Origin of the sequence: Actinoplanes sp. NPDC049681 (assembly GCF_044465265.1) — a bacterium.
Classification (GTDB): Bacteria; Actinomycetota; Actinomycetes; order Mycobacteriales; family Micromonosporaceae; genus Actinoplanes.
Genome location: NZ_JBITLP010000002.1, coordinates 842,762 through 860,052, shown reverse-complemented (window position 1 = coordinate 860,052; position 17,291 = coordinate 842,762). Strand labels below are relative to the sequence as shown.

Below are 17,291 nucleotides of genomic sequence, written 5' to 3'. Positions count from 1 at the left end.
TCCAACCGCTGTGCCTTACCCGGCCCCGCGGGAGACCAATCCCCGCGCCGTCGTGGGAGGCGGCTCACCGCGGCCGTCAGGAGCTCGCCCGGCCGGGGCCGCCGGCCGACGAGGCGGGTGAACAGGCTGTGCCGCAGCACCCGGCCCCGGGTGGCTGCCGTGCACCTGCCCGCGGCGCCCGCTGCCGGCGGGCGGCGCAGACCACCCGGGCGCCGCGGGCGGCGAAGGCCCGCGCGGCGGCGCGGCCCATCCCGCTCGACGCCCCGCTGATGACGACGACCTGTTCGGACACCAGCTTCGGCATGCCGCACCCCTTTCACCCCCGGGTGTCAGCTACCCGGGCGGGCCGGGTTCACGCCACCGGGTCACACCGTGGCGAGCGCCTGGGTGGGCGTGAGCCGGGAGGCGCGTACCGAGGGGTAGACGCCGGCGATCACTCCGACCGCGACCGCGCCGCCGACGCCGGCCAGCAGCGCGGGTGCCGGAACGACGACCGGCCAGCCGTGGTACGCGGCGTACGCCACCGTCGCCACCAGGCCGAGCGCCGTGCCGGCCACCCCGCCCAGCGCCGCGAGGGCCACCGCCTCGGTGAGGAATTGGGCGCGGATCTGCCCCCGGTGGGCACCCAGCGCCCGGCGCAGTCCGATCTCGGCCCGGCGCTCGAGGACCGAGATGACCATGGTGTTGGCCACGCCGATGCCGCCGACCAGCAACGCGACCGCCGCCAGGGCGAGCAGCAGCGAGGAGAAGGCGTGCTCGCTCGCCCGCTTCGCCGCGAGGGCGTCCGACGGGCGGGTCACCGTGACCTGTCCCGGGCGTTCCGGGTGGATCGTCGCGGGCAGCACGGCGCGGACCGCCTCCAGCCGATCCTCCTGCGCCTGGAGGTAGATCACCGTCGGGTGGCCGTCGAAGCGCAACCGGCTGCGGGCCGCCTCCCACCCGACCAGCACCGACCGGTCGATGTCGGGTGACAGCGGTGTGGGCGCGAGGATGCCGACGACCGTGAACCACTGGTCGCCGATCATCACCTGCGGTGCGGAGCCGCCGGCCGGCAACTGCGCGAAGCCCAGCCGGGACGCCGCCACCGAGCCGAGGACCACGGTCGGGAATCTGCCGGTGGCGGCGGTGAGCCAGTGGCCGTACCGGATCCGCGCGTTGATCGCCTCGGGCAGGTCGAGGCGGGCGGCCAGCACGGTCAGCCCGGAACCGTCGTGCGGGTCCGTACGGTCGGAACGGCGTACCAGGGTATGGGTGTTGGCGACCGCGCTCGCCACCGTGACCGGACCGATGCGCTGGACCATCGCGACCGACTCCTCGGGCAGCAGGGCCGGCGGGTCCTGGTCCGGCACCGGCATGGCCTGCAGCATGTTCGCGCCGAGGGCGGAGAGCTCGCGCATGAGCGCGGCCTGGCTGGACGCCGGGACGGCGGTGACCACGATCATCGTCGCGATGCCGATGGAGATGCCCAGCGCCGACAGCGCCGCCCGCAGCTTGCGGGTCCGCAGGCCGACGAGTCCGAGGTGGAGCACGTCGAGCGGGGCGAGCCGGACCGGGCGGATCACCGGGCGCTCACCGCGGCGGTGGCCCGGGCACTGTCGGCGACGAGGCGGCCGTCGCGGATCTCGATGCGGCGCGGCAGGGACGCGGCGATGTCCCGGTCGTGGGTGATCAGGGCGATGGTGGTCCCCTCCTCGTGCAGGCGGTGCAGCAGGCCGAGCACCGCGTGCCCGGTGGCGGTGTCGAGGGCTCCGGTGGGCTCGTCGGCGAGGACCAGAGAGGGACGGTTGACCAGCGCCCGGGCGATCGCGACCCGCTGGCGTTCGCCGCCGGAGAGCTCGTGCGGGCGGTGCGCGGCCCGGTGGGCGAGCCCGACGCGGGCCAGTGCCTCGGCGGCCAGCGTGCGGCGGTCCCGGCGGGGCACCCCGGCGTAGAGCAGGCCGGTGGCCACGTTCTCCGCGGCGGTGAGGCCGTCGGTGAGGTGGAACTGCTGGAAGACGAAGCCGAGCAGGCGCCCGCGCAGCGCCGAGAGCCGGCGATCGGGCAGCCGGGCGGTGTCGTGACCGCCGATGTGCACCGTGCCGGTGCTGGGCCGGTCGAGCGTACCCATCAGGTGCAGCAGCGTGGACTTGCCCGAGCCGGACGGGCCGACGATGGCCAGCAGCTCCCCCGTCGCGATCTCGAGGGACACCCCGTCGAGCGCCGTGACGCCGCCCGGGTACACCTTCCCGACGTCCCGCAGGGACAGGACGGCGGTCATGAGGTGGTCACCACCTCGGTGTCCTCGGTGAGGCCGGACCCGCTGATCTCGACCATCCCCTTGGCGAACATGCCGGTCTCGACCGCCACCAGCCCGCCGCCGCGGACCTGGACCGCGTATCCGCCCTCGCTGAGGGCCAGCAGCGCCCCGACCGGTGCCACGAGGACGTCCCGGTGGGTCTCGGCCACGAAGGTCACCTCGACGTCGGCGGAGTCCAGACGGGCGACCTTCTTCGGGTCGTCGACCGCGACGGTCACCGTCAGCTTCGGCGGCTCGTCGCCGTTCTGACCCTCACCCGTCTTGAGCGTTCTGCCCACGGCGGTGACCCTTCCCCGCACCGTACGGTCGCCCGGTAGTGCGACGGTCACCCGGTCGCCCCGCTCGATCGAGCCGGCCTCGCCGGCGTCGGCGGGCACGGTGATCACCTTGGTGGTGGGGGTGACCGCCATCAGCGGGCCGCCGGCAGGAGCGCCGAGCTGCCCGGCCACGGAGTCGACGCGGACCGCACCCCCGAGCACGACGACGTCGCCGACCGCTATCCGGCCGGTCACAGCCAGTCCCGCATCGCCCTGCCACCGCTTGATCGCCCTGATGAGGCCGGCGGTGAGGACGTCCTCGCCCTTGCGCACGGTGATCCACGTGGTGGTCGGCTTCGGCGCGGGGTGGGTCCGGGCCACCTTTTCGCCGGTCGCCGGCCGGCGACCGACCGAGTACCCCAGCGCACGGAGGTTGTCGGCCACGATGCGGACGTCGCGGCCGACGGTGTTGCGCTCCGAGAGGGTACGGAACAGCGGCATGGTGCCGTAGAACAGCGGTACCGGCTCGTCGTCCACCCGCAGCACCTGCTCGCCGCGGCGGACCAAGGAACCCGGCTTCGGGAGCCACGTCACCGTACCGTCGCGGTTGCCGGTCACAGTCCGTGCCGTGCCGTAACCCAGCGTGCCGGACAGTGCCTCGGTCGTCGACATGTCCTGCCGCTTCAGCGCGACCGTCTTCACCTCGATCGGCGCGTCGGCCGGGCGTTCCGCGGTGTCGCCGCCGCGCAGCCGCCAGCCCGCGACGAGCAGCGCGGCCAGCACCACGACCACGACCGTCCCGGAAAGCAACCGGCGTCGCCCCGACTTCGCTTCCATGGCCGGGGATCCTGGCCACGGAATATCAGGATCCTGTCAGGTATGTCTTCTGCCATGGGAAACGTGAGCCCGGCACACCTATAGTCGCCGACGTGTGTGCCCACGTACTCGTCGCCGAGGACGACAGACGACAGGCCGAGGTGCTGCGCCGCTATCTCGAGGCGGAGGGGCACGAGGCCACGGTGGTGCACGACGGCCGGAGCGCCCTCGAGCACGCCCGCCGCGAGCCGCCGGACCTGCTCGTGCTGGACGTCATGATGCCGCAGCTCGACGGCCTGAACGTGTGCCGCATGCTGCGCCGCGACTCCGATCTGCTGGTCCTCATGCTGACCGCGCGCTCGACCGAGGACGACCTGCTGCTCGGGCTGGAGCTGGGCGCCGACGACTACCTGACGAAGCCCTACAGCCCGCGCGAGCTGATGGCGCGGGTGCGTACGCTGCTGCGCCGGGCGCCCCGCTCCGCACGGCAGGTCCGCGCCGTCCGCCGGATCGGGCCGCTGAGCGTCGACCCGGTACGCCACGAGGTGTCCGCCGGCGGCGACCCGGTCGACTGCACCCCGGGCGAGTTCGCCATCCTCGCGGCGATGGCCGACCACCCGGGACGGGTCTTCACGCGGGCGCAGCTGCTCGAGCACACCCGCGGCATCGACCGCAGCTCCACCGAACGCACCATCGACGTGCACGTGATGAACCTCCGCCGCAAGATCGAGGCGGACCCGCGCCGGCCGGCGCTGCTGCTCACCGTGTACGGCGTCGGCTACAAACTGACCGGCGGCGCCGAGTGAGCCCGCGTAACGGCGCGCGCCGCGTACCCCTGCGCCGCAGCCTCATCACCCGGCTCCTGGCGACGTCGATCCTGGTGGCGGTCGCGGCGATCGTGGCGACCGCATGGCTGGCCACCCAGACCACCACCCGGGCGATCCAGCAGGAGCAGGGCCGGTCCCTCGCCGACGACAAGAGCGTCTACGACGCGCTGGTCGGGTACGCCGCCACGCACCCCGACTGGTCCGGCGTCACCACGCTCGTCTCGCAGCGGGCCGCGAAGACGGGCCGGCGCATCACGCTGATGACCGAGGACCGGCGGCTGATCACGGAGTCCGGGCCCGGGCCGTCGCTGCGGGCGGCGCGCCCGTCGGCCACCGTCGACCCGTTGCACCTCGACCTGGCGCTCACCGGCGGCGACGAGCGCATCGATCCGCGTGCCGTCGGCCCGTACGCGCTGCCCCGCAAGGAGCGGGATGCGCTGCGCAAGATCGCCGCCGACCAGCTGGGCTGCATGCGCCGCACGGGCGTCGAGGGCGAGATCGTCGACGGTCCCAGCGGGCGCCCGTCGGTGCGCGCTATCACCGTCGACCCGAAAGGCGTGGTGGCCTACTGCCGCGGATACGACGAGCCCACCGCGACCGAGCGCAAGGCGCTGCAGGACCTGGCCAAGCGCACCGCACCGTGCCTGGGCCTGAGCTCGCCGCGCGGCATCGAGATCCGGCCCGACTTCACGGCGTTCCCCCTTCCGGCCCCCGGCGAGCCCGCCCCCTACGACAGCAGGACGCAGGAGCGGGTCCGCGGCTGCATCGAGAAGGCGCGGCAGGCCCAGCTCGACAAGTACGTGGCCCCGCCCGCGCTGTTGTTCGTGACCGACCCGGACGACGGGCCCGGCCAGCCGGTGTTCAACCTCTCGCGGACCAACGCGCTGCGGATCGCCCTGGTGACCGGCGCGGTGCTGGTCGTCGCCGTCCTGATCACGATCGTCGCCGGCCGGCGCCTGATCGGGCCGCTGCGGGCGCTGACCGAGGCGGCCGACCGGCCCACCGACCAGCAGGCCCGGGTGCCGGTGGCCACCAACGACGAGATCGGCTACCTGGCCCGCGCGCTCAACGACCTCGCCGACCGCCGGGAACGCTCGGAGAGCCTGCGCCGGGCGATGGTCAGCGACGTCGCCCACGAGCTGCGGACGCCGCTCACCAACATCCGCAGCTGGCTCGAGGCGGCCCAGGACGGCCTGACCCCGGTCGACCCCGCGCTGCTGGATCTGCTGCACGAGGAGGCGGTGCTGCTGCAGCACGTCATCGACGACCTCAGCGACCTCGCGGCGGCCGACGCGGGCAGCCTGCGGGTGCATCCGGAGCAGGTGTACGTCCACGACATCCTCGCGCAGGTCGCGGAGGCGCACCGCAGCGCCGCCGAGACGGCGGGCGTGCAGCTGAACTTCGAGGTGGCCGGGGACCCGCAGGTGCAGGCGGATCCCGTACGCCTGCGGCAGCTGGTCGGAAACCTGGTGTCGAACGGCATCCGCTACACGCCGGCCGGCGGCCGCGTGACGGTGAGCGCCGCCGTGGAGGGCGCCGGGCTGGTGATCGCGGTACGTGACACCGGGATCGGCATCCCCCCGGAGGAACTGCCGAAGGTCTTCGACCGGTTCTGGCGCTCGGACAGCTCCCGGACCCGGGCGACGGGCGGCAGCGGGCTGGGACTGTCCATCGTGCGCAAATTGGTGGAGGCGCACGGCGGAGAGATCACCGTGGCCAGCCGGCCGCGCGCGGGCACGGTCTTCACGATCACGCTCCCGGCCGTGACACCGGCCCCGGCGCCGGCGCCGGCACCCGCCGAGGTCTAGCGGCTCCGGGACGGCACCAGCGAGGAGGCCGCGAAGCGCAGCAGCGGCCAGTAGATCCGCGTCGCGTCGGTCACCGCACCGAAGTGCGAGGCCGCGTTGTCGTCCAGGTACGTCGTGGCGATCGTGACCTGTTCCATGGGGTGGCCGCACCGGGAGGCGTACAGCAGGACGTTCATCTCGTACTCGAAACGCTCGCCGGGCACCGTCCGCAGCCAGCCGAGCAGGCCGGCGGGGTAACCGCGCAGCCCGGTCTGGGTGTCGTCGACCGGCCGGCCGGTGGCGGCGCGGAACAGCACCCGGGTGGCGGTGTTCCCGACCCGGCTGCGCAGGGGCATCCGGGCGAAGCTGCGCACGCCCAGCACCGTGTGGCCGCTCGCCGCGGTGCGCTCGGCGACCCGCAGCACGTCCGCGACGCTGTGCTGGCCGTCGGCGTCGGCACAGACCACGTCCTGCCCCGGGAACGCTCCGGCGATGTGCGCGAAGCCGGTCTTGAGCGCGACCCCCTTGCCGCGGTTCACCGGATGGCGCAGCACCGTGCAGCCGAGCCCGGCGGCGGCCGCCAGGACCTGGTCCGCATCCGGGCCGCTGCCGTCGTCCACCACGACGATCGCGTCCACCCCGCCGGCCGTACGCAGGCCTCCGGCGAGGGTGAGCAGGTGGTGTCCCGGCCGGTGGACCGGCAGCAGCACGACGGTCATCTGCGTCCCTCCTGCCCCGCCGGGGCGACGGGACGCCGGTCCTATACCCGCCCGTCGAGGGCTGAACGCGTGTTCGTGACCTGTTCGAGCAGTTCCGCCGGGACCGGGGCGGCGCGCGCCCGGCGGCGCAGTGCCCGCTCGGCCCGGCGCAGCCACGCCACCATCCGTCGTTCCCGGCGGACGAGGGCACCGGGATCGCGGACACCGAAGAGGCAGACCCGGGACACGAGGTACGCGAGCCGCTCCGACCCGTCGCCGTCCCCGGCCGCCGGCACATCGATCAGGTCGGCGCCCCGCAGGCCGAGCACCTTGGCCGTCAGGTAGCGGATCCGCGGTAGGTGCCAGGCGTCGGACACCAGGCCCAGCGGCGCGGACCCCGGGGGCAGCAGCCCCTCGGCGGCCACGTGGACGATGTTCTCGAGGGTGCTGCGGGAGCGGGTCTCGGCGTGCAGGTCGGCCCACCGGTCGAGGCCCGCGGCGAGGGCTTCCCGCAGCATCAGGTCGCCCTCGCGGCTGCCGGGAGGCGGCTCCGCCGCGCCCAGGGACGCCTCGGCCCAGCCGCCGCTGAAGACGATGCGGGCGGGCCGGCCCTCGGCGGCGGCGCGCCGGAAGGCCGCTGAGTGCCGGGCGACATAGTCCGCTGCGGCGCGCACCCGTGCCGCACTGCCCGGGGTGAGCACGTAGTCGTCGCCGGAGCGGGTGACGCCGCGGCCGAAGACGAGCAGGACGGTGGCGGTCGGTGACGGCATGGCTCTCCGACCGTACCCGGGGCGATGCGGGTTCCGCATATTCAAGCCATCGGTATAACCTCCTGCGGTGATCCGCCGCCGTACGCCGCTCCGGGCCGTCGTCCCGGTGCTCGCGCTCGCCGGTGCTGCCGCGCTCATGGTGCTGCCCCTGCTGCGGCCCACCGAGCCGTTCGACGCGGTGCTGCGCGTGACGGTGTGGCTGGCGGTCGTCGTCGCGGCGGCGGGCGGGGCGGGCAAGCCGGCGGCGCTGTTCGGCGCGGTGGCGGCGCTGGTCGAGACCTGCGGAGCCCTCCTCGACTCCGGCGGCCCGGGGGACTCGTGGGCGCCCGTACCCGCGGTGGTGGTGGCCGCGGCGCTCCTCGCGACCCGCAAGACGCCCGGCCTGCGCCGGCGGGCCCGCCGGCGCTGAGCCGTCACGGCAGGGTGAAACCGCCGCCCGCGCCGACGTCGAGAGCGGAGGCGGACGCCCCCGGCGGCTCGGTCCGGAGGCAACCCTGCGCCTTGCCGACCAGCTTCAGTCCGGTCAGGTCGCCGGCGCCCCAGACGGCCTTCTTGCGCGTCATCGTGCCGTACATGATCTGCTTCGTGTCGTGGATCGCCGGGTGGTCCAGGCCGACGGCGTGTCCCAGTTCGTGCATGAGCAGCTGACCGCGGGTGCCCTGCCAGCCGTAGCGGGGACCGGCACCGAACCCGCCGGTCAGCTTGATGTTCGCGTTCAGCACCACCCCCGCCCAGTTGATCATGCCGTTCTCCGCGCCCTTCGTGGTGTAGCCCGTGCGCCACGTGGGACCGGCCATCCCGGCGAGGCTGTTCTGCGTCAGCCATTCGCTCTGCTTGCCGGGATACACCCAGGCGATCACGAGCTGGGTGTCCGTCGGGTAGTCGGCGTTGTACCCGTGCTTGGCACGCGGCACCGCCGAGGTGGTGCCGCGGTACGCGAACCGCAGGCCGGTGGCGCTGCTGATCCGCCGGATGGCGCCCTTGACGTCCGCGAGGGCGCCCTTCGGCGCGCGGGCCGGGTTGAAGCGGTAGCCGATCACCGCGCACGGATTCCAGCGCGGGGCGGGGGTGTCCCACGTGGCGTACGCCTTGCGGTCGCCCGCCGCCGCGGTGGCCGAGGCCGGCGCGGGGGCCGCGGCGAGGCAGCCGGCGACGGCGACGGCGAGGACCGCGGCGAGACGGCGCCGCAGCATCACTTCATCCTCAGCGACACGACGGCGCTGTACCCGCCGAGCACGGCCGGCGTGCTCGGCACCCACACGCGGTACCGGCCGGCACGCAGTCCGCTGAACGACCGCTCGCCGGCGGCGGGGAAGCTCAGCACGCCGACCCAGCCACGGCCGTTGTACCGCAGCACCAGGGCGGTCCGGCCGGGGGCTCCGGCCACCTCCGTGGTCAAGGTGGAACCGGCCCGCTTGGCCCGGATCTGCGCCCGCGGCGTGTACGTGTAGGTCGCGGACGTCGCCGGGCGCACCGACTCGGACCCCGGCACCACGAGCCGCACCTGGAAGCGGCGCGTCGCCGTCCGGGTGTCCCGGACCGTGCCCGTGGCGGACGTGGTCATGGCGGTGCAGACCGTGGCGGCACCCGTCTCGCCGGCGCAGACGTACACCGGCTGGCCGGCCCAGGGGCGCCCGGCGGCGGTGACGGTGAAGACCGTCGTGACCGTCGCGCCGTACGGGACCGTCCCGGACCGGGACGGCGACGAGATGACGAGATCGACCTTGGGCGCGGGGGTGGTCGGCGCCGTCGTGGGCGGGACCGTGGTCGGCGCGGTCGTCGGAGCCGCCGTGGTCGGCGCGGTCGTCGGAGCCGCCGTGGTCGGCGCGACGGTCGGGGCCGCGGTCGTGGGTGCGGTCGTCGGAGCCGCCGTGGTCGGTGCGGTGGTCGGTGCTGCCGTCGTCGGTGCGGTGGTCGGCGCGGTCGTCCTCGGGGCGACGGCGTCCAGCGCGGCCGCCGGGTTGATGCGTCCCTGGCCGTAGTCCGGGTCCCAGCCGGCCTCCCCCAGGTCGGTGGCCGTGTCCTTCAGGGTCTGCTCGACCTGGTCCGGGGTCAGACCCGGAGCGGCGGCCAGCAACAGGGCCGCCGCCGCGGCGACGTGCGGGGACGCCATCGACGTACCGCTGTAGGTGGCATAGCTGCCCTTGGCGACCGGCACGGTGCTCAGGATGTTCGTGCCGGGCGCGGCGACGTCGACGTACGAACCCGCGTTGGAGAAGCTGCTGTAAGCGTCCGCCGAGTCGGTGGAGGCGACGGCGATGACGCCCTCGTCGGCGGCCGGGTACATGACCGGGCTGCCGGACGTCCGGGCGTTGCCCGCGGCGGCGACCACGACGACGCCCTTGCTGCGGGCGTACCGGATCGCGTTGCTGACCGCCGCCACCTGCGCGGTGGAGCCGAGCGACATGTTGATCACGCGGGCGCCGTGGTCGGCGGCGTAGACGATCCCGGTGGCCACGTCCGACATCAGGCCGCTGCCGGTGGCGTCCAGCGCGCGGACCGGGAGTACGCGCGAGTCCGGGGCGATCGCGGAGACACCCGTACCGTTGCCCGTCAGCGCGGCGATCGTGCCCGCGACGTGGCTGCCGTGACCGTTGGCGTCGCTGCTGGTCCCGGTCGTGCCGGCGACCAGGTCGGTGCCGGGCAGGATGTGGCCGGTCAGGTCCGGGTGGGTGGAGTCGACGCCGGTGTCGATGACGGCGACCGTCACGCCCGCGCCGGTGGAACGCTGCCACGCCGCCGTGATGCCCAGCTTGGCGAAGTCCCACTGCGAGCCGCGGTACCGGTCGGTTCCGGCCGGCACGTCGAGGAGCCGGACGGGCGCGTCCAGCTCGACGTCCACGGCGCCCGGCGTCCGCTGTCCCGCACGGATGAGCTGCTCGGCCGCGGCCCGGTCGGTGGCCCGGCGGGTGGCGACGACCGGCCGGCCGCTGCCGTCCACGACGGTGGTGACGATGACGGCGGGCTCCTCGGCGCTGACCTCCGCCGGCAGCAGCGACGCCGGGTCGGCGGCCAGGCCGGTGGTGACCGGGGTCCAGGAGCCGCCGCCCCCGGCGTCGCCCCGCGTACCGGCCACCGCGACCACCGCCGCCGAGCCGAAGGCCGCGGCCGCGCACAGCGCCGCCACGGTACGCACCCCACCGGACAACCAAGTCCGCTGCACCGCCATGGGTCAGATCCCCCTTGCCGCCGGCGAGGTGCCGGCGACCTCGGACATCGGCGCGACCGTGGCGCTGGTGAGTACTCCTGTGGTGCAGTCAGGTTGCTGCGGCGATGAGCCAGGCGACCTCCGGGTGCACGATGTCGCTGTGGGCGCCGGCGAACGCCGACTGTCGGGTGTCCGCGATGACCTGCGACGCATCGACGGCGTGGAACGTTCCGGCGGTCAGGCCGTACGGGGAACCGGGTGGCAGCAGGGTGAGTTCCCGGGCCGGGATGGCGCCCTGGAAGCCGTGCGCGCCCATGCCACCCCACTGCATCGCCGGGTCCACGTCTGCCGCCGCGTCGTCGCGGGCCAGGAAGGACGCCTTCGGGTACCAGCGGCCGACCGCCCAGTCGTGCGGGCTGAACGTGGCCGTCAGCGGGCCGCGTACCCGGTCGGCGACGGCGTGCAGGGCGCCCGCGTTGCCGAACGGCATGCCGCTGAGCGGGGTGAAGGCGTAGTGCGAGAACGCCCCTTGCACCAGGCACAGCGACGCGACCGGGCTCTGCTCCGCCGGTCCGATGCCGGCCAGCGCGAAGGAGACCAGCCGGGCGCCGAAGCTGTGGCCGGCCAGGTGCACCCGGACCTGCGGCAGGCGCTGGTGCAGGCGGGCCAGCATCGGGCCGAGGCCGCGGCGGCCGACGTCGCCGGCCCGCGCCTTCATCTCGAAGTACGACCCCACCCGGAGCGCGTCCTTCGCCCCTCTCCAGACCTTGCCGAAGAGGTCGCCGAGGCCCTGCGCGTCGCCGTCGGGCGGCGCGCTGCCGAGGATGTCGGCGATCCGGGCGTACGCCGCCCGCGGATCGTCGGCGAGCAGCAGCGACCGTCCGCCCGCGTCCTCCGGCTCGAGGTGGGACGCGGCGAAGACCGTACCCAGAAGGGAGTGGAATTCCTCGAGCCGGGCCTGCTGGACCGCGGGTGTATCGGTGCCCACGCCCGCGGTGCCCTCGTCGACGAGCTCGCCCATCCGGGTCACGGCGGCCTGCCGGGCCGGCTCGAACGACGCGAGCAGGGTCTGGGCGACCTCCTTGCCGGCCACCACCGCGTCGGCCGCCCCGGGCCGGTCCGCCTCCACCGCGGCACGCACCTGAGCGGTCGCCTCCGCGGGCGGGTCGGGGAACCAGAGCGAGGGCCAGAAGATGCCCGCGAACCCGGCCGTCGGTGGCGCCAGCGCGGCGATGAGCGGGAAGAGCGAGTCGTAGAGGTTCCGGGCGCGCCGCTCACCGGTTCCCCAGCCGTGGCTGAAGACGAAGAGGTCGGTGATCCCGCGGGCGGCGAGGTCGTCGAGGAACGTCGTCTCGGCCGGGGTGGTCAGCGTGCCGTCGCGGTCGTAGTGCAACTCCCACTGGTTCATGGCTCGGTCCTTTCCGGGCGCTCACGCGTCGGCGAGCATCCGCATCAGGTCCACCACCCCGCTGCCCTGGGCGTAGCGTTCCCGGCCGAGGTCCGTCGCGGTCGCCATGAGCAACTGCTGCACCTCGCGGGGGCGCCCGACGAACTCGGGGCGGGCGGACAGGAAGGCGGCCAGCACACCGGAGACGTGCGGTGCGGCCATGGAGGTGCCGGACTGCTCCGCGTACGTGAGCAGCCGCTCCGGATCGTCGGCGGGCAGATCGTCGAGGCCGGCCCGGGACCGGACCAGCCCCGTGGCGGCGGAGGTGATCCACTCGCCGGGGGCGACGACGTTGGGCTTGAGGCGTCCGTCCAGGGTGGGCCCCTTGCCGGAGGTCCACGAGACGCCGAAGGCGTGCGGCGCCTCGCGGTGGGTCGAGCCCACGGCGATGCACCGGTCGGCGTGCGCGGGCTCGGTGATCGTGCCGAGCATCGCCGTGCCGTCCGCCCGGGATCCGACGCCACCGCCGCCGTTGCCGGAGGAGACCACCACCAGGACACCGGCGTCGGCGAGCTGGTTGACCGCCCGGGACAGCGGCGACTGGCCGGCGGCGTAGTGCTCCGGATCCCACGGGCAGCCCAGGCTGATGTTGACGCCGTGCACGCGCAGCACGGCCGGGTCGGCGTTCACCTCGGTCCGCAGGTACTCCAGCGCCCTGATGACCGCGGCCGACGACGTGACGAACGTGCCCAGCTCGGTGCGCCGCAGCACCTTGAGGCTGACCAGCTCGCACTCCGGCGCCATCCCGCACAGGGTGCCGACGCGAAGGCGCTGGACGTACCCGCCGTCGAGCGGTTCCTCGGAGGCGGCGACGTGCGCGACCCGGCCCGGCGGGGTGGCGCCGGCGATGATCCCGGCGACGTGGGTGCCGTGGCCCTGCGCGTCGGTGAGCGGCGACTCGGGGTCCGGCGCCGGGTCGCCCGGCAGGCGGACCAGGGCGGTGAAGTCGCGGTGCAGGCCCGCGGTCATTCCGGTACGCGGATCGGTGGCGAGCTCGAGCCCGGAGAAGTGGGGATGGCAGGCGTCGATGCCGGAGTCGGCCACCGCCCAGACCACGCCCCGCCCCCGGGCGTTGTACGAGCGCCACGCGGCGTCCGCCTTGACCGTCGGCGCGGACCTGTCGATCTGCGCGTACAGCGGATAGTCCGGCCAGGCCTTGAAGACGATCACCGGCCGGTCCGCCGCGGCCGCGGCCCGGCGGTCGGCGGTCATGATCTCGTGCAGCTGCGCGCGGGTGAGGACGCTCTGCCAGAGCTTCGCCGTGACCTTCGACGGCGCCGGCGTACGGCCGCCCCAGAGCTCGGCGAAGGCCTCGGTGACGGCTTGCAGGCCACCGGGGTAGAGCACGTTCAGTTCCAGCAGGACGGGCACCGGCTCGTCCGGCCCCTCGTCCGGTGACCGGTCGAGGTCGCCGATCAGCCGGGAGCGGTGACCGCCGTCCGCGAACGCCATGCGCGGGACGGTATGCCCAGGTCAGAGCCGCAGAGAACGGCTGGGTGCAGTTCCCGACAGCAGGTATCACCTGAACGGCGGACGGGCCGGAGCGCAATGCTCCGGCCCGTCCGTTTTTTCCGCGCTGAGGTGCCGTTACGGCGCGGGGTACTCGTTGACGTAGACCGGCTGGCCGACCTTGGTGGTGTCGGCCGGAGCCCCCACGCCGTTGACGACGTGGTCGATGACGCCCGCGCTGAGGTTCACCGTCATGATGTGGTGCAGCTTGACGCCCGGGCGGTCCGGGACCTCGAAGCCGTTCGCGGTGTGGATCGTCGGGTTGTTCTGGTTGAACACGTAGACGCCCGCGCCGTAGAGGGTGTGGGTACGGACCCGGTTGCCGACCTTGTAGCCGGCGTAGCCCTGGACCTTGCCGTTCATCCAGTCCGCCTGCGTCGGCGGGTCGTACGGCAGCTCGTTCTGGTAGAGAATCGTCGTGCCTTTGTCGCCGTTCCAGGTCGTGTTGTAGCGCTGGAAGTGCTCGACGAACAGGCCGGTCGCGGTGACGTTGTCGCCGTTGATGACCGCGCCCTGCCGGCCGATGTTGGTGCGCCAGCGGTCGGTGTCGCCGTTCTTGCCCTCGGTGAAGCCCTCGACGCCGTGGTCGGCGCGCCACACCCAGGTGTGGTCGATGAGCACGTTGTCGCTGTCGACCTCGAGCGCGGTGTCGGTCTTGCCGATGTGCGGGCCGCCGACGCGGAAGTACACGTCGGACAGCGTGGTCGGGTTGTTCGGCGAGCTGATGCCGATGCCGTGCTTGTCGCCCACGCGCAGCAGCGTCTTCGACTCCTTGGTGCCCGCGTCGATGGTGACGCCGGCGACGATGACGCCGGGCACGTCGGCCACGGTCAGCGGGGTGGCGCCATTGACCGCGGTCAGGGTGGCGTGGCCGAGGCCCAGCACCACGGTGTTCGGGCGCCACGCGGTGATGCTGCGGTCGATGTTGTAGACGCCCGGGGTGAGCAGCAGGTGCTTGCCGAGCGTGAGGGCGGCGTTGATCTTCCAGACCGGGTCGGACGGCTTGGCCACGAAGAAGTCGCTCAGCGGGATCGTCCGGCCCGAGGTGAGGTCCTGATCCCACGAGGTGCCGCTGGTGCCCCGGTGCGCCGACGGCACCCGGACGTTGTACCGGCCCCGGGCGTCGACGAACAGGTACGGCTTCTCCCGGCTGACCGGCGTCTGCTCGACCGTCGTGTACGGCGGGTTCGGGAACGCCGCGTCGCCGGGGGCACCCTCGACGCCGGAGAAGACCTGGTTCCACACGCCGTTGGACCAGCTCTTGACCTTGCTGTTACGGGTGATCCACTGCTGCTGGGAGCCGCTGACCACGTCGGGCATGTTCGAGTCCGCGATAAAGCCGCCGCTGGCGTACTGCGGGCCTGCGGTGCAGTAGTCCATCAGCGACAGGTTGCCGCCCTTGATGTCGAGCCGGCGCAGCGACACGGCCTGCGACACGGCCCAGAAGTTGGCCGAGGCACGACAGCCGTCCTGGCCCGCGCCGTTGACGTTGATGGTGAGGTTGGACAGGGTGCGCCAGAAATTGACCAGCGCGAGGCAGTTGCTGGTGCCGCCGTTCTCGAGGCACCGGTTGTAGACCTCGACCTTGCCGTTGATGACGACGTCCGACGGCGACGCGCCGAGCCCGGAGATCTCGGTGTAGTAGCCCACCTTGATCTGCAGCGGCTTCTCCGCGGTGCCGTACGTGCCGGGCTTGAAGAGGTAGGCGTACCGCTCGGTGCCCATCTCGTTGTCGACCTGCTTGGCGTGCGTGGCGTCGAGGGTCGCCTGGATCTGCTCGACCGGCATACCCGGGTCGAAGACGGTGACGTTGGCTCCGAGGCCCGGCACGGTGTTCGCGTACTGCGACGGGGCCGCGGACGCGGACGTACCCGTCAATGTTCCGGCGGTCACCAGGAGGAGACCGGCGGCGAGTAACCGGCCGAGGCGCCGGCGCCCGGAGGGGCGTGTCGACATGCGGGGTGGTCCTTTCCGTAACAGGGCTGCAATGAACCAGGTCACAGAAAGCGATAGACGAGCCCGGATGTCAAGTGGTGGAGCGCTCTCTCCGGGCGGCATTCAGGGCCGCATACGGACATCTCGCCCCGGTTCCGGAACCAGCAAGGCCGAAAGGATGATCAATGTGCCGCCCCGGCCACCCGCACCCGGAGCCCGGCGGCGAAATGGCGGGAAATCAATTCGGCGCCACCATTTCCGCGGATGTCATATCGCGCGTGAAACTCTCTCATGTTCTCCATGACATTTGCGACTGTAATTGCGGCCCGCGCGACTGCCACGATTCTCGCAGAACCTCTATCCAGCGATTGCCGGGCAGGGAGGGCCGTGTTCCAGACAGCTTCGAGCATCCGGCCGGGCCGCACGAGCGGGCGGCCCGCCGAGCTCACCGCCCGTCCCGTCGCGCCACCCGTGCCGGCCCGGCCGGTCCGCGCCACCCGCACCGGTCTCGGCGAGGGCACCGTTCTCGTCGTCCTGGACGCGGCCGCGGTCGCCGGAGTGTCGGCCGCGACCGGCGCGGGCTGGGCCACGATCCTCGTGCGGTCGGCGGCCGTGGTGCTCACCCTCGCCGTCGCGCGCCTCTACCGGGCCCGGCTGCAGTTCGCCGTCCTCGACGACCTGCCCCGCATGGTGCTCTCGCTCGCCATCGCCACGGTCGCCGGCTTCTGGCTGCCCTGGCCGGTGTCCCCGCCTCCGGACGTGCTGGCCGCGATCTTCGCGGCCGCCGTGGCCGGCCGGGTCGCCGGCTACCGCCTCCTGCGCCGCCATCGCCGCCGCTCCCCGGGCCGCGCGGCCATCGTGGTCGGCTGCGGCGAGGTCGCCGTCCGGCTCGCCGACGCGCTGCGCGAGGACCGCTCGTACGGCATCGCGCCGGTCGGATTCGTCGGGCCCCGCCCGCTCACCCCGCTCAGCCTGCCGATCCTGGCGCCGGCCGCCGACCTGGAGAGGGCCGTCCGGAAGTACAAGCCGCTGCACCTGATCGTCGCGTATCCGGCCACTCCGGACGCCGACCTGGTCGCGGCGCTGCGCCGGTGCCGGCGCCACGGCGTCACCGTGCACGTCGTGCCCCGGCTGTTCGAGCTCGCCGTCGGCTGCGGCGGCGCCGAGCTGATCCGCGGCATCCCGGTCGCACGGCTGCGTCCCGAGCCGGTCCAGATGCGCCGCTGGGCGGTGAAGCGGCTGATCGACATCTGCGGCGCCGCGATCGCCCTGGTGCTGCTCGCCCCGGTGTTCCTGCTCTGCGCGCTGGCCGTGAAGACCGAGTCCGGCCGCCACGGCGTGCTCTTCCGCCAGCAGCGGATCGGCCGCGACGGCCACCCGTTCACGATCGTCAAGTTCCGCTCGCTGACCCCGTCGACCGACCTGGAATCGCAGGTCAAGTGGAACATCAACACCGACGCCCGGGTCGGGCCGGTGGGCCGCTTCCTGCGCTTCAGCTCGCTCGACGAGCTCCCTCAGCTGGTGAACGTCCTGCGCGGCAGCATGTCGCTGGTCGGCCCGCGGCCCGAGCGGCCGTACTTCGTCGAGCAGTTCCAGCGCACGTACGCCGGCTATCTCGACCGGCACCGGGTGCCCGCCGGTATCACCGGGTGGGCGCAGATCAACGGGCTGCGCGGCGACACGTCGATCGAGGAGCGGGTGCGCTTCGACAACCACTACATCGAGCACTGGTCGATCGGGATGGACCTGAAGATCATCCTGCGGACGGTCGGCGCCATGATCAGCATCCACCGGGTCTGAC

15 protein-coding genes are annotated in these 17,291 nt (G+C 73.5%); 4 read left to right on the top strand and 11 right to left on the bottom strand.

The genetic code is table 11. The annotated features are described in order from the left end of the window. Positions 1–76: 76 nt before the first annotated feature. The 4 genes from ACIBO8_RS09385 to ACIBO8_RS09370 all read right to left on the bottom strand — a co-directional run bounded on the left by ACIBO8_RS09385 (position 77) and on the right by ACIBO8_RS09370 (position 3,390). Positions 77–304 (bottom strand): SDR family NAD(P)-dependent oxidoreductase, encoded by a 228-nt coding sequence (locus ACIBO8_RS09385; protein WP_396114630.1) that lies wholly within the window; start codon positions 302–304, stop codon positions 77–79. 61 nt (positions 305–365) lie between these two features. Continuing rightward, positions 366–1,562, bottom strand: coding sequence for an ABC transporter permease (locus ACIBO8_RS09380; RefSeq protein ID WP_396114629.1), 1,197 nt, complete (start codon positions 1,560–1,562; stop codon positions 366–368). Further along, a complete protein-coding gene (locus ACIBO8_RS09375; RefSeq protein ID WP_396114628.1) occupies positions 1,559–2,257 on the bottom strand; it encodes an ABC transporter ATP-binding protein in 699 nt (232 codons plus the stop codon). Before ACIBO8_RS09375 ends, ACIBO8_RS09380 begins: the two co-directional genes overlap by 4 nt. Then, positions 2,254–3,390, bottom strand: coding sequence for an efflux RND transporter periplasmic adaptor subunit (locus tag ACIBO8_RS09370; protein ID WP_396114627.1), 1,137 nt, complete (start codon positions 3,388–3,390; stop codon positions 2,254–2,256). The genes ACIBO8_RS09375 and ACIBO8_RS09370 overlap by 4 nt, the downstream gene beginning before the upstream one ends. 92 nt (positions 3,391–3,482) lie before the next feature. Here ACIBO8_RS09370 and ACIBO8_RS09365 point away from each other — a divergent pair, with 92 nt between their 5' ends. Then, entirely contained in the window at positions 3,483–4,175 is a 693-nt protein-coding gene (locus ACIBO8_RS09365) for a response regulator transcription factor (RefSeq protein ID WP_396114626.1), read from the top strand. Continuing rightward, a complete protein-coding gene (locus ACIBO8_RS09360; RefSeq protein ID WP_396114625.1) occupies positions 4,172–6,004 on the top strand; it encodes an ATP-binding protein in 1,833 nt (610 codons plus the stop codon). The genes ACIBO8_RS09365 and ACIBO8_RS09360 overlap by 4 nt, the downstream gene beginning before the upstream one ends. Here ACIBO8_RS09360 and ACIBO8_RS09355 read toward each other — a convergent pair. Continuing rightward, positions 6,001–6,702 (bottom strand): glycosyltransferase family 2 protein, encoded by a 702-nt coding sequence (locus tag ACIBO8_RS09355; RefSeq protein WP_396114624.1) that lies wholly within the window; start codon positions 6,700–6,702, stop codon positions 6,001–6,003. The two genes, ACIBO8_RS09360 and ACIBO8_RS09355, sit on opposite strands and share 4 nt — an antisense overlap. Positions 6,703–6,743: 41 nt before the next feature. After that, positions 6,744–7,451 (bottom strand): YdcF family protein, encoded by a 708-nt coding sequence (locus ACIBO8_RS09350; RefSeq protein WP_396114623.1) that lies wholly within the window; start codon positions 7,449–7,451, stop codon positions 6,744–6,746. 67 nt (positions 7,452–7,518) lie between these two features. Between ACIBO8_RS09350 and ACIBO8_RS09345 the strand changes: the two genes are divergently transcribed. Beyond that, a complete protein-coding gene (locus tag ACIBO8_RS09345) occupies positions 7,519–7,860 on the top strand; it encodes a hypothetical protein (RefSeq protein WP_396114622.1) in 342 nt (113 codons plus the stop codon). Positions 7,861–7,864: 4 nt separating this feature from the next. On the opposite strand, the gene ACIBO8_RS09340 is transcribed toward ACIBO8_RS09345, so the two are convergent. From ACIBO8_RS09340 to ACIBO8_RS09320, 5 genes are all read right to left on the bottom strand, one after another. Further along, positions 7,865–8,644: a hypothetical protein gene (locus ACIBO8_RS09340; RefSeq protein ID WP_396114621.1), complete on the bottom strand. Its 780-nt coding sequence runs from the start codon at positions 8,642–8,644 to the stop codon at positions 7,865–7,867. Further along, positions 8,644–10,620: a S8 family serine peptidase gene (locus ACIBO8_RS09335; RefSeq protein WP_396114620.1), complete on the bottom strand. Its 1,977-nt coding sequence runs from the start codon at positions 10,618–10,620 to the stop codon at positions 8,644–8,646. The genes ACIBO8_RS09340 and ACIBO8_RS09335 overlap by 1 nt, the downstream gene beginning before the upstream one ends. Positions 10,621–10,708: 88 nt before the next feature. Continuing rightward, on the bottom strand, positions 10,709–12,007 hold the full coding sequence (locus ACIBO8_RS09330; protein ID WP_396114619.1) for a hypothetical protein: 1,299 nt from the start codon (positions 12,005–12,007) through the stop codon (positions 10,709–10,711). 21 nt (positions 12,008–12,028) lie between these two features. Next, entirely contained in the window at positions 12,029–13,498 is a 1,470-nt protein-coding gene (locus ACIBO8_RS09325; RefSeq protein WP_396114618.1) for a S8 family peptidase, read from the bottom strand. Between the two features lie 135 nt (positions 13,499–13,633). Then, entirely contained in the window at positions 13,634–15,511 is a 1,878-nt protein-coding gene (locus ACIBO8_RS09320; protein ID WP_396114617.1) for an adenylyl cyclase, read from the bottom strand. Positions 15,512–15,877: 366 nt separating this feature from the next. On the opposite strand from ACIBO8_RS09320, the gene ACIBO8_RS09315 reads away from it, so the two are divergent. Further along, on the top strand, positions 15,878–17,290 hold the full coding sequence (locus ACIBO8_RS09315; RefSeq protein WP_396114616.1) for a sugar transferase: 1,413 nt from the start codon (positions 15,878–15,880) through the stop codon (positions 17,288–17,290). Position 17,291: the final 1 nt, after the last annotated feature.

Excerpts from the sequence above, each read along its gene's own strand:
- ACIBO8_RS09340 (WP_396114621.1), bottom strand. The coding sequence starts at position 8,644 with ATGCTGCGGCGCCGTCTCGCCGCGGTCCTCGCCGTCGCCGTCGCCGGC.
- ACIBO8_RS09375 (WP_396114628.1), bottom strand. The coding sequence starts at position 2,257 with ATGACCGCCGTCCTGTCCCTGCGGGACGTCGGGAAGGTGTACCCGGGC.
- ACIBO8_RS09385 (WP_396114630.1), bottom strand. The coding sequence starts at position 304 with ATGCCGAAGCTGGTGTCCGAACAGGTCGTCGTCATCAGCGGGGCGTCG.
- ACIBO8_RS09355 (WP_396114624.1), bottom strand. The coding sequence starts at position 6,702 with ATGACCGTCGTGCTGCTGCCGGTCCACCGGCCGGGACACCACCTGCTC.
- ACIBO8_RS09335 (WP_396114620.1), bottom strand. The coding sequence starts at position 10,620 with ATGGCGGTGCAGCGGACTTGGTTGTCCGGTGGGGTGCGTACCGTGGCG.
- ACIBO8_RS09350 (WP_396114623.1), bottom strand. The coding sequence starts at position 7,451 with ATGCCGTCACCGACCGCCACCGTCCTGCTCGTCTTCGGCCGCGGCGTC.
- ACIBO8_RS09320 (WP_396114617.1), bottom strand. The coding sequence starts at position 15,511 with ATGTCGACACGCCCCTCCGGGCGCCGGCGCCTCGGCCGGTTACTCGCC.
- ACIBO8_RS09330 (WP_396114619.1), bottom strand. The coding sequence starts at position 12,007 with ATGAACCAGTGGGAGTTGCACTACGACCGCGACGGCACGCTGACCACC.
- ACIBO8_RS09325 (WP_396114618.1), bottom strand. The coding sequence starts at position 13,498 with ATGGCGTTCGCGGACGGCGGTCACCGCTCCCGGCTGATCGGCGACCTC.
- ACIBO8_RS09370 (WP_396114627.1), bottom strand. The coding sequence starts at position 3,390 with ATGGAAGCGAAGTCGGGGCGACGCCGGTTGCTTTCCGGGACGGTCGTG.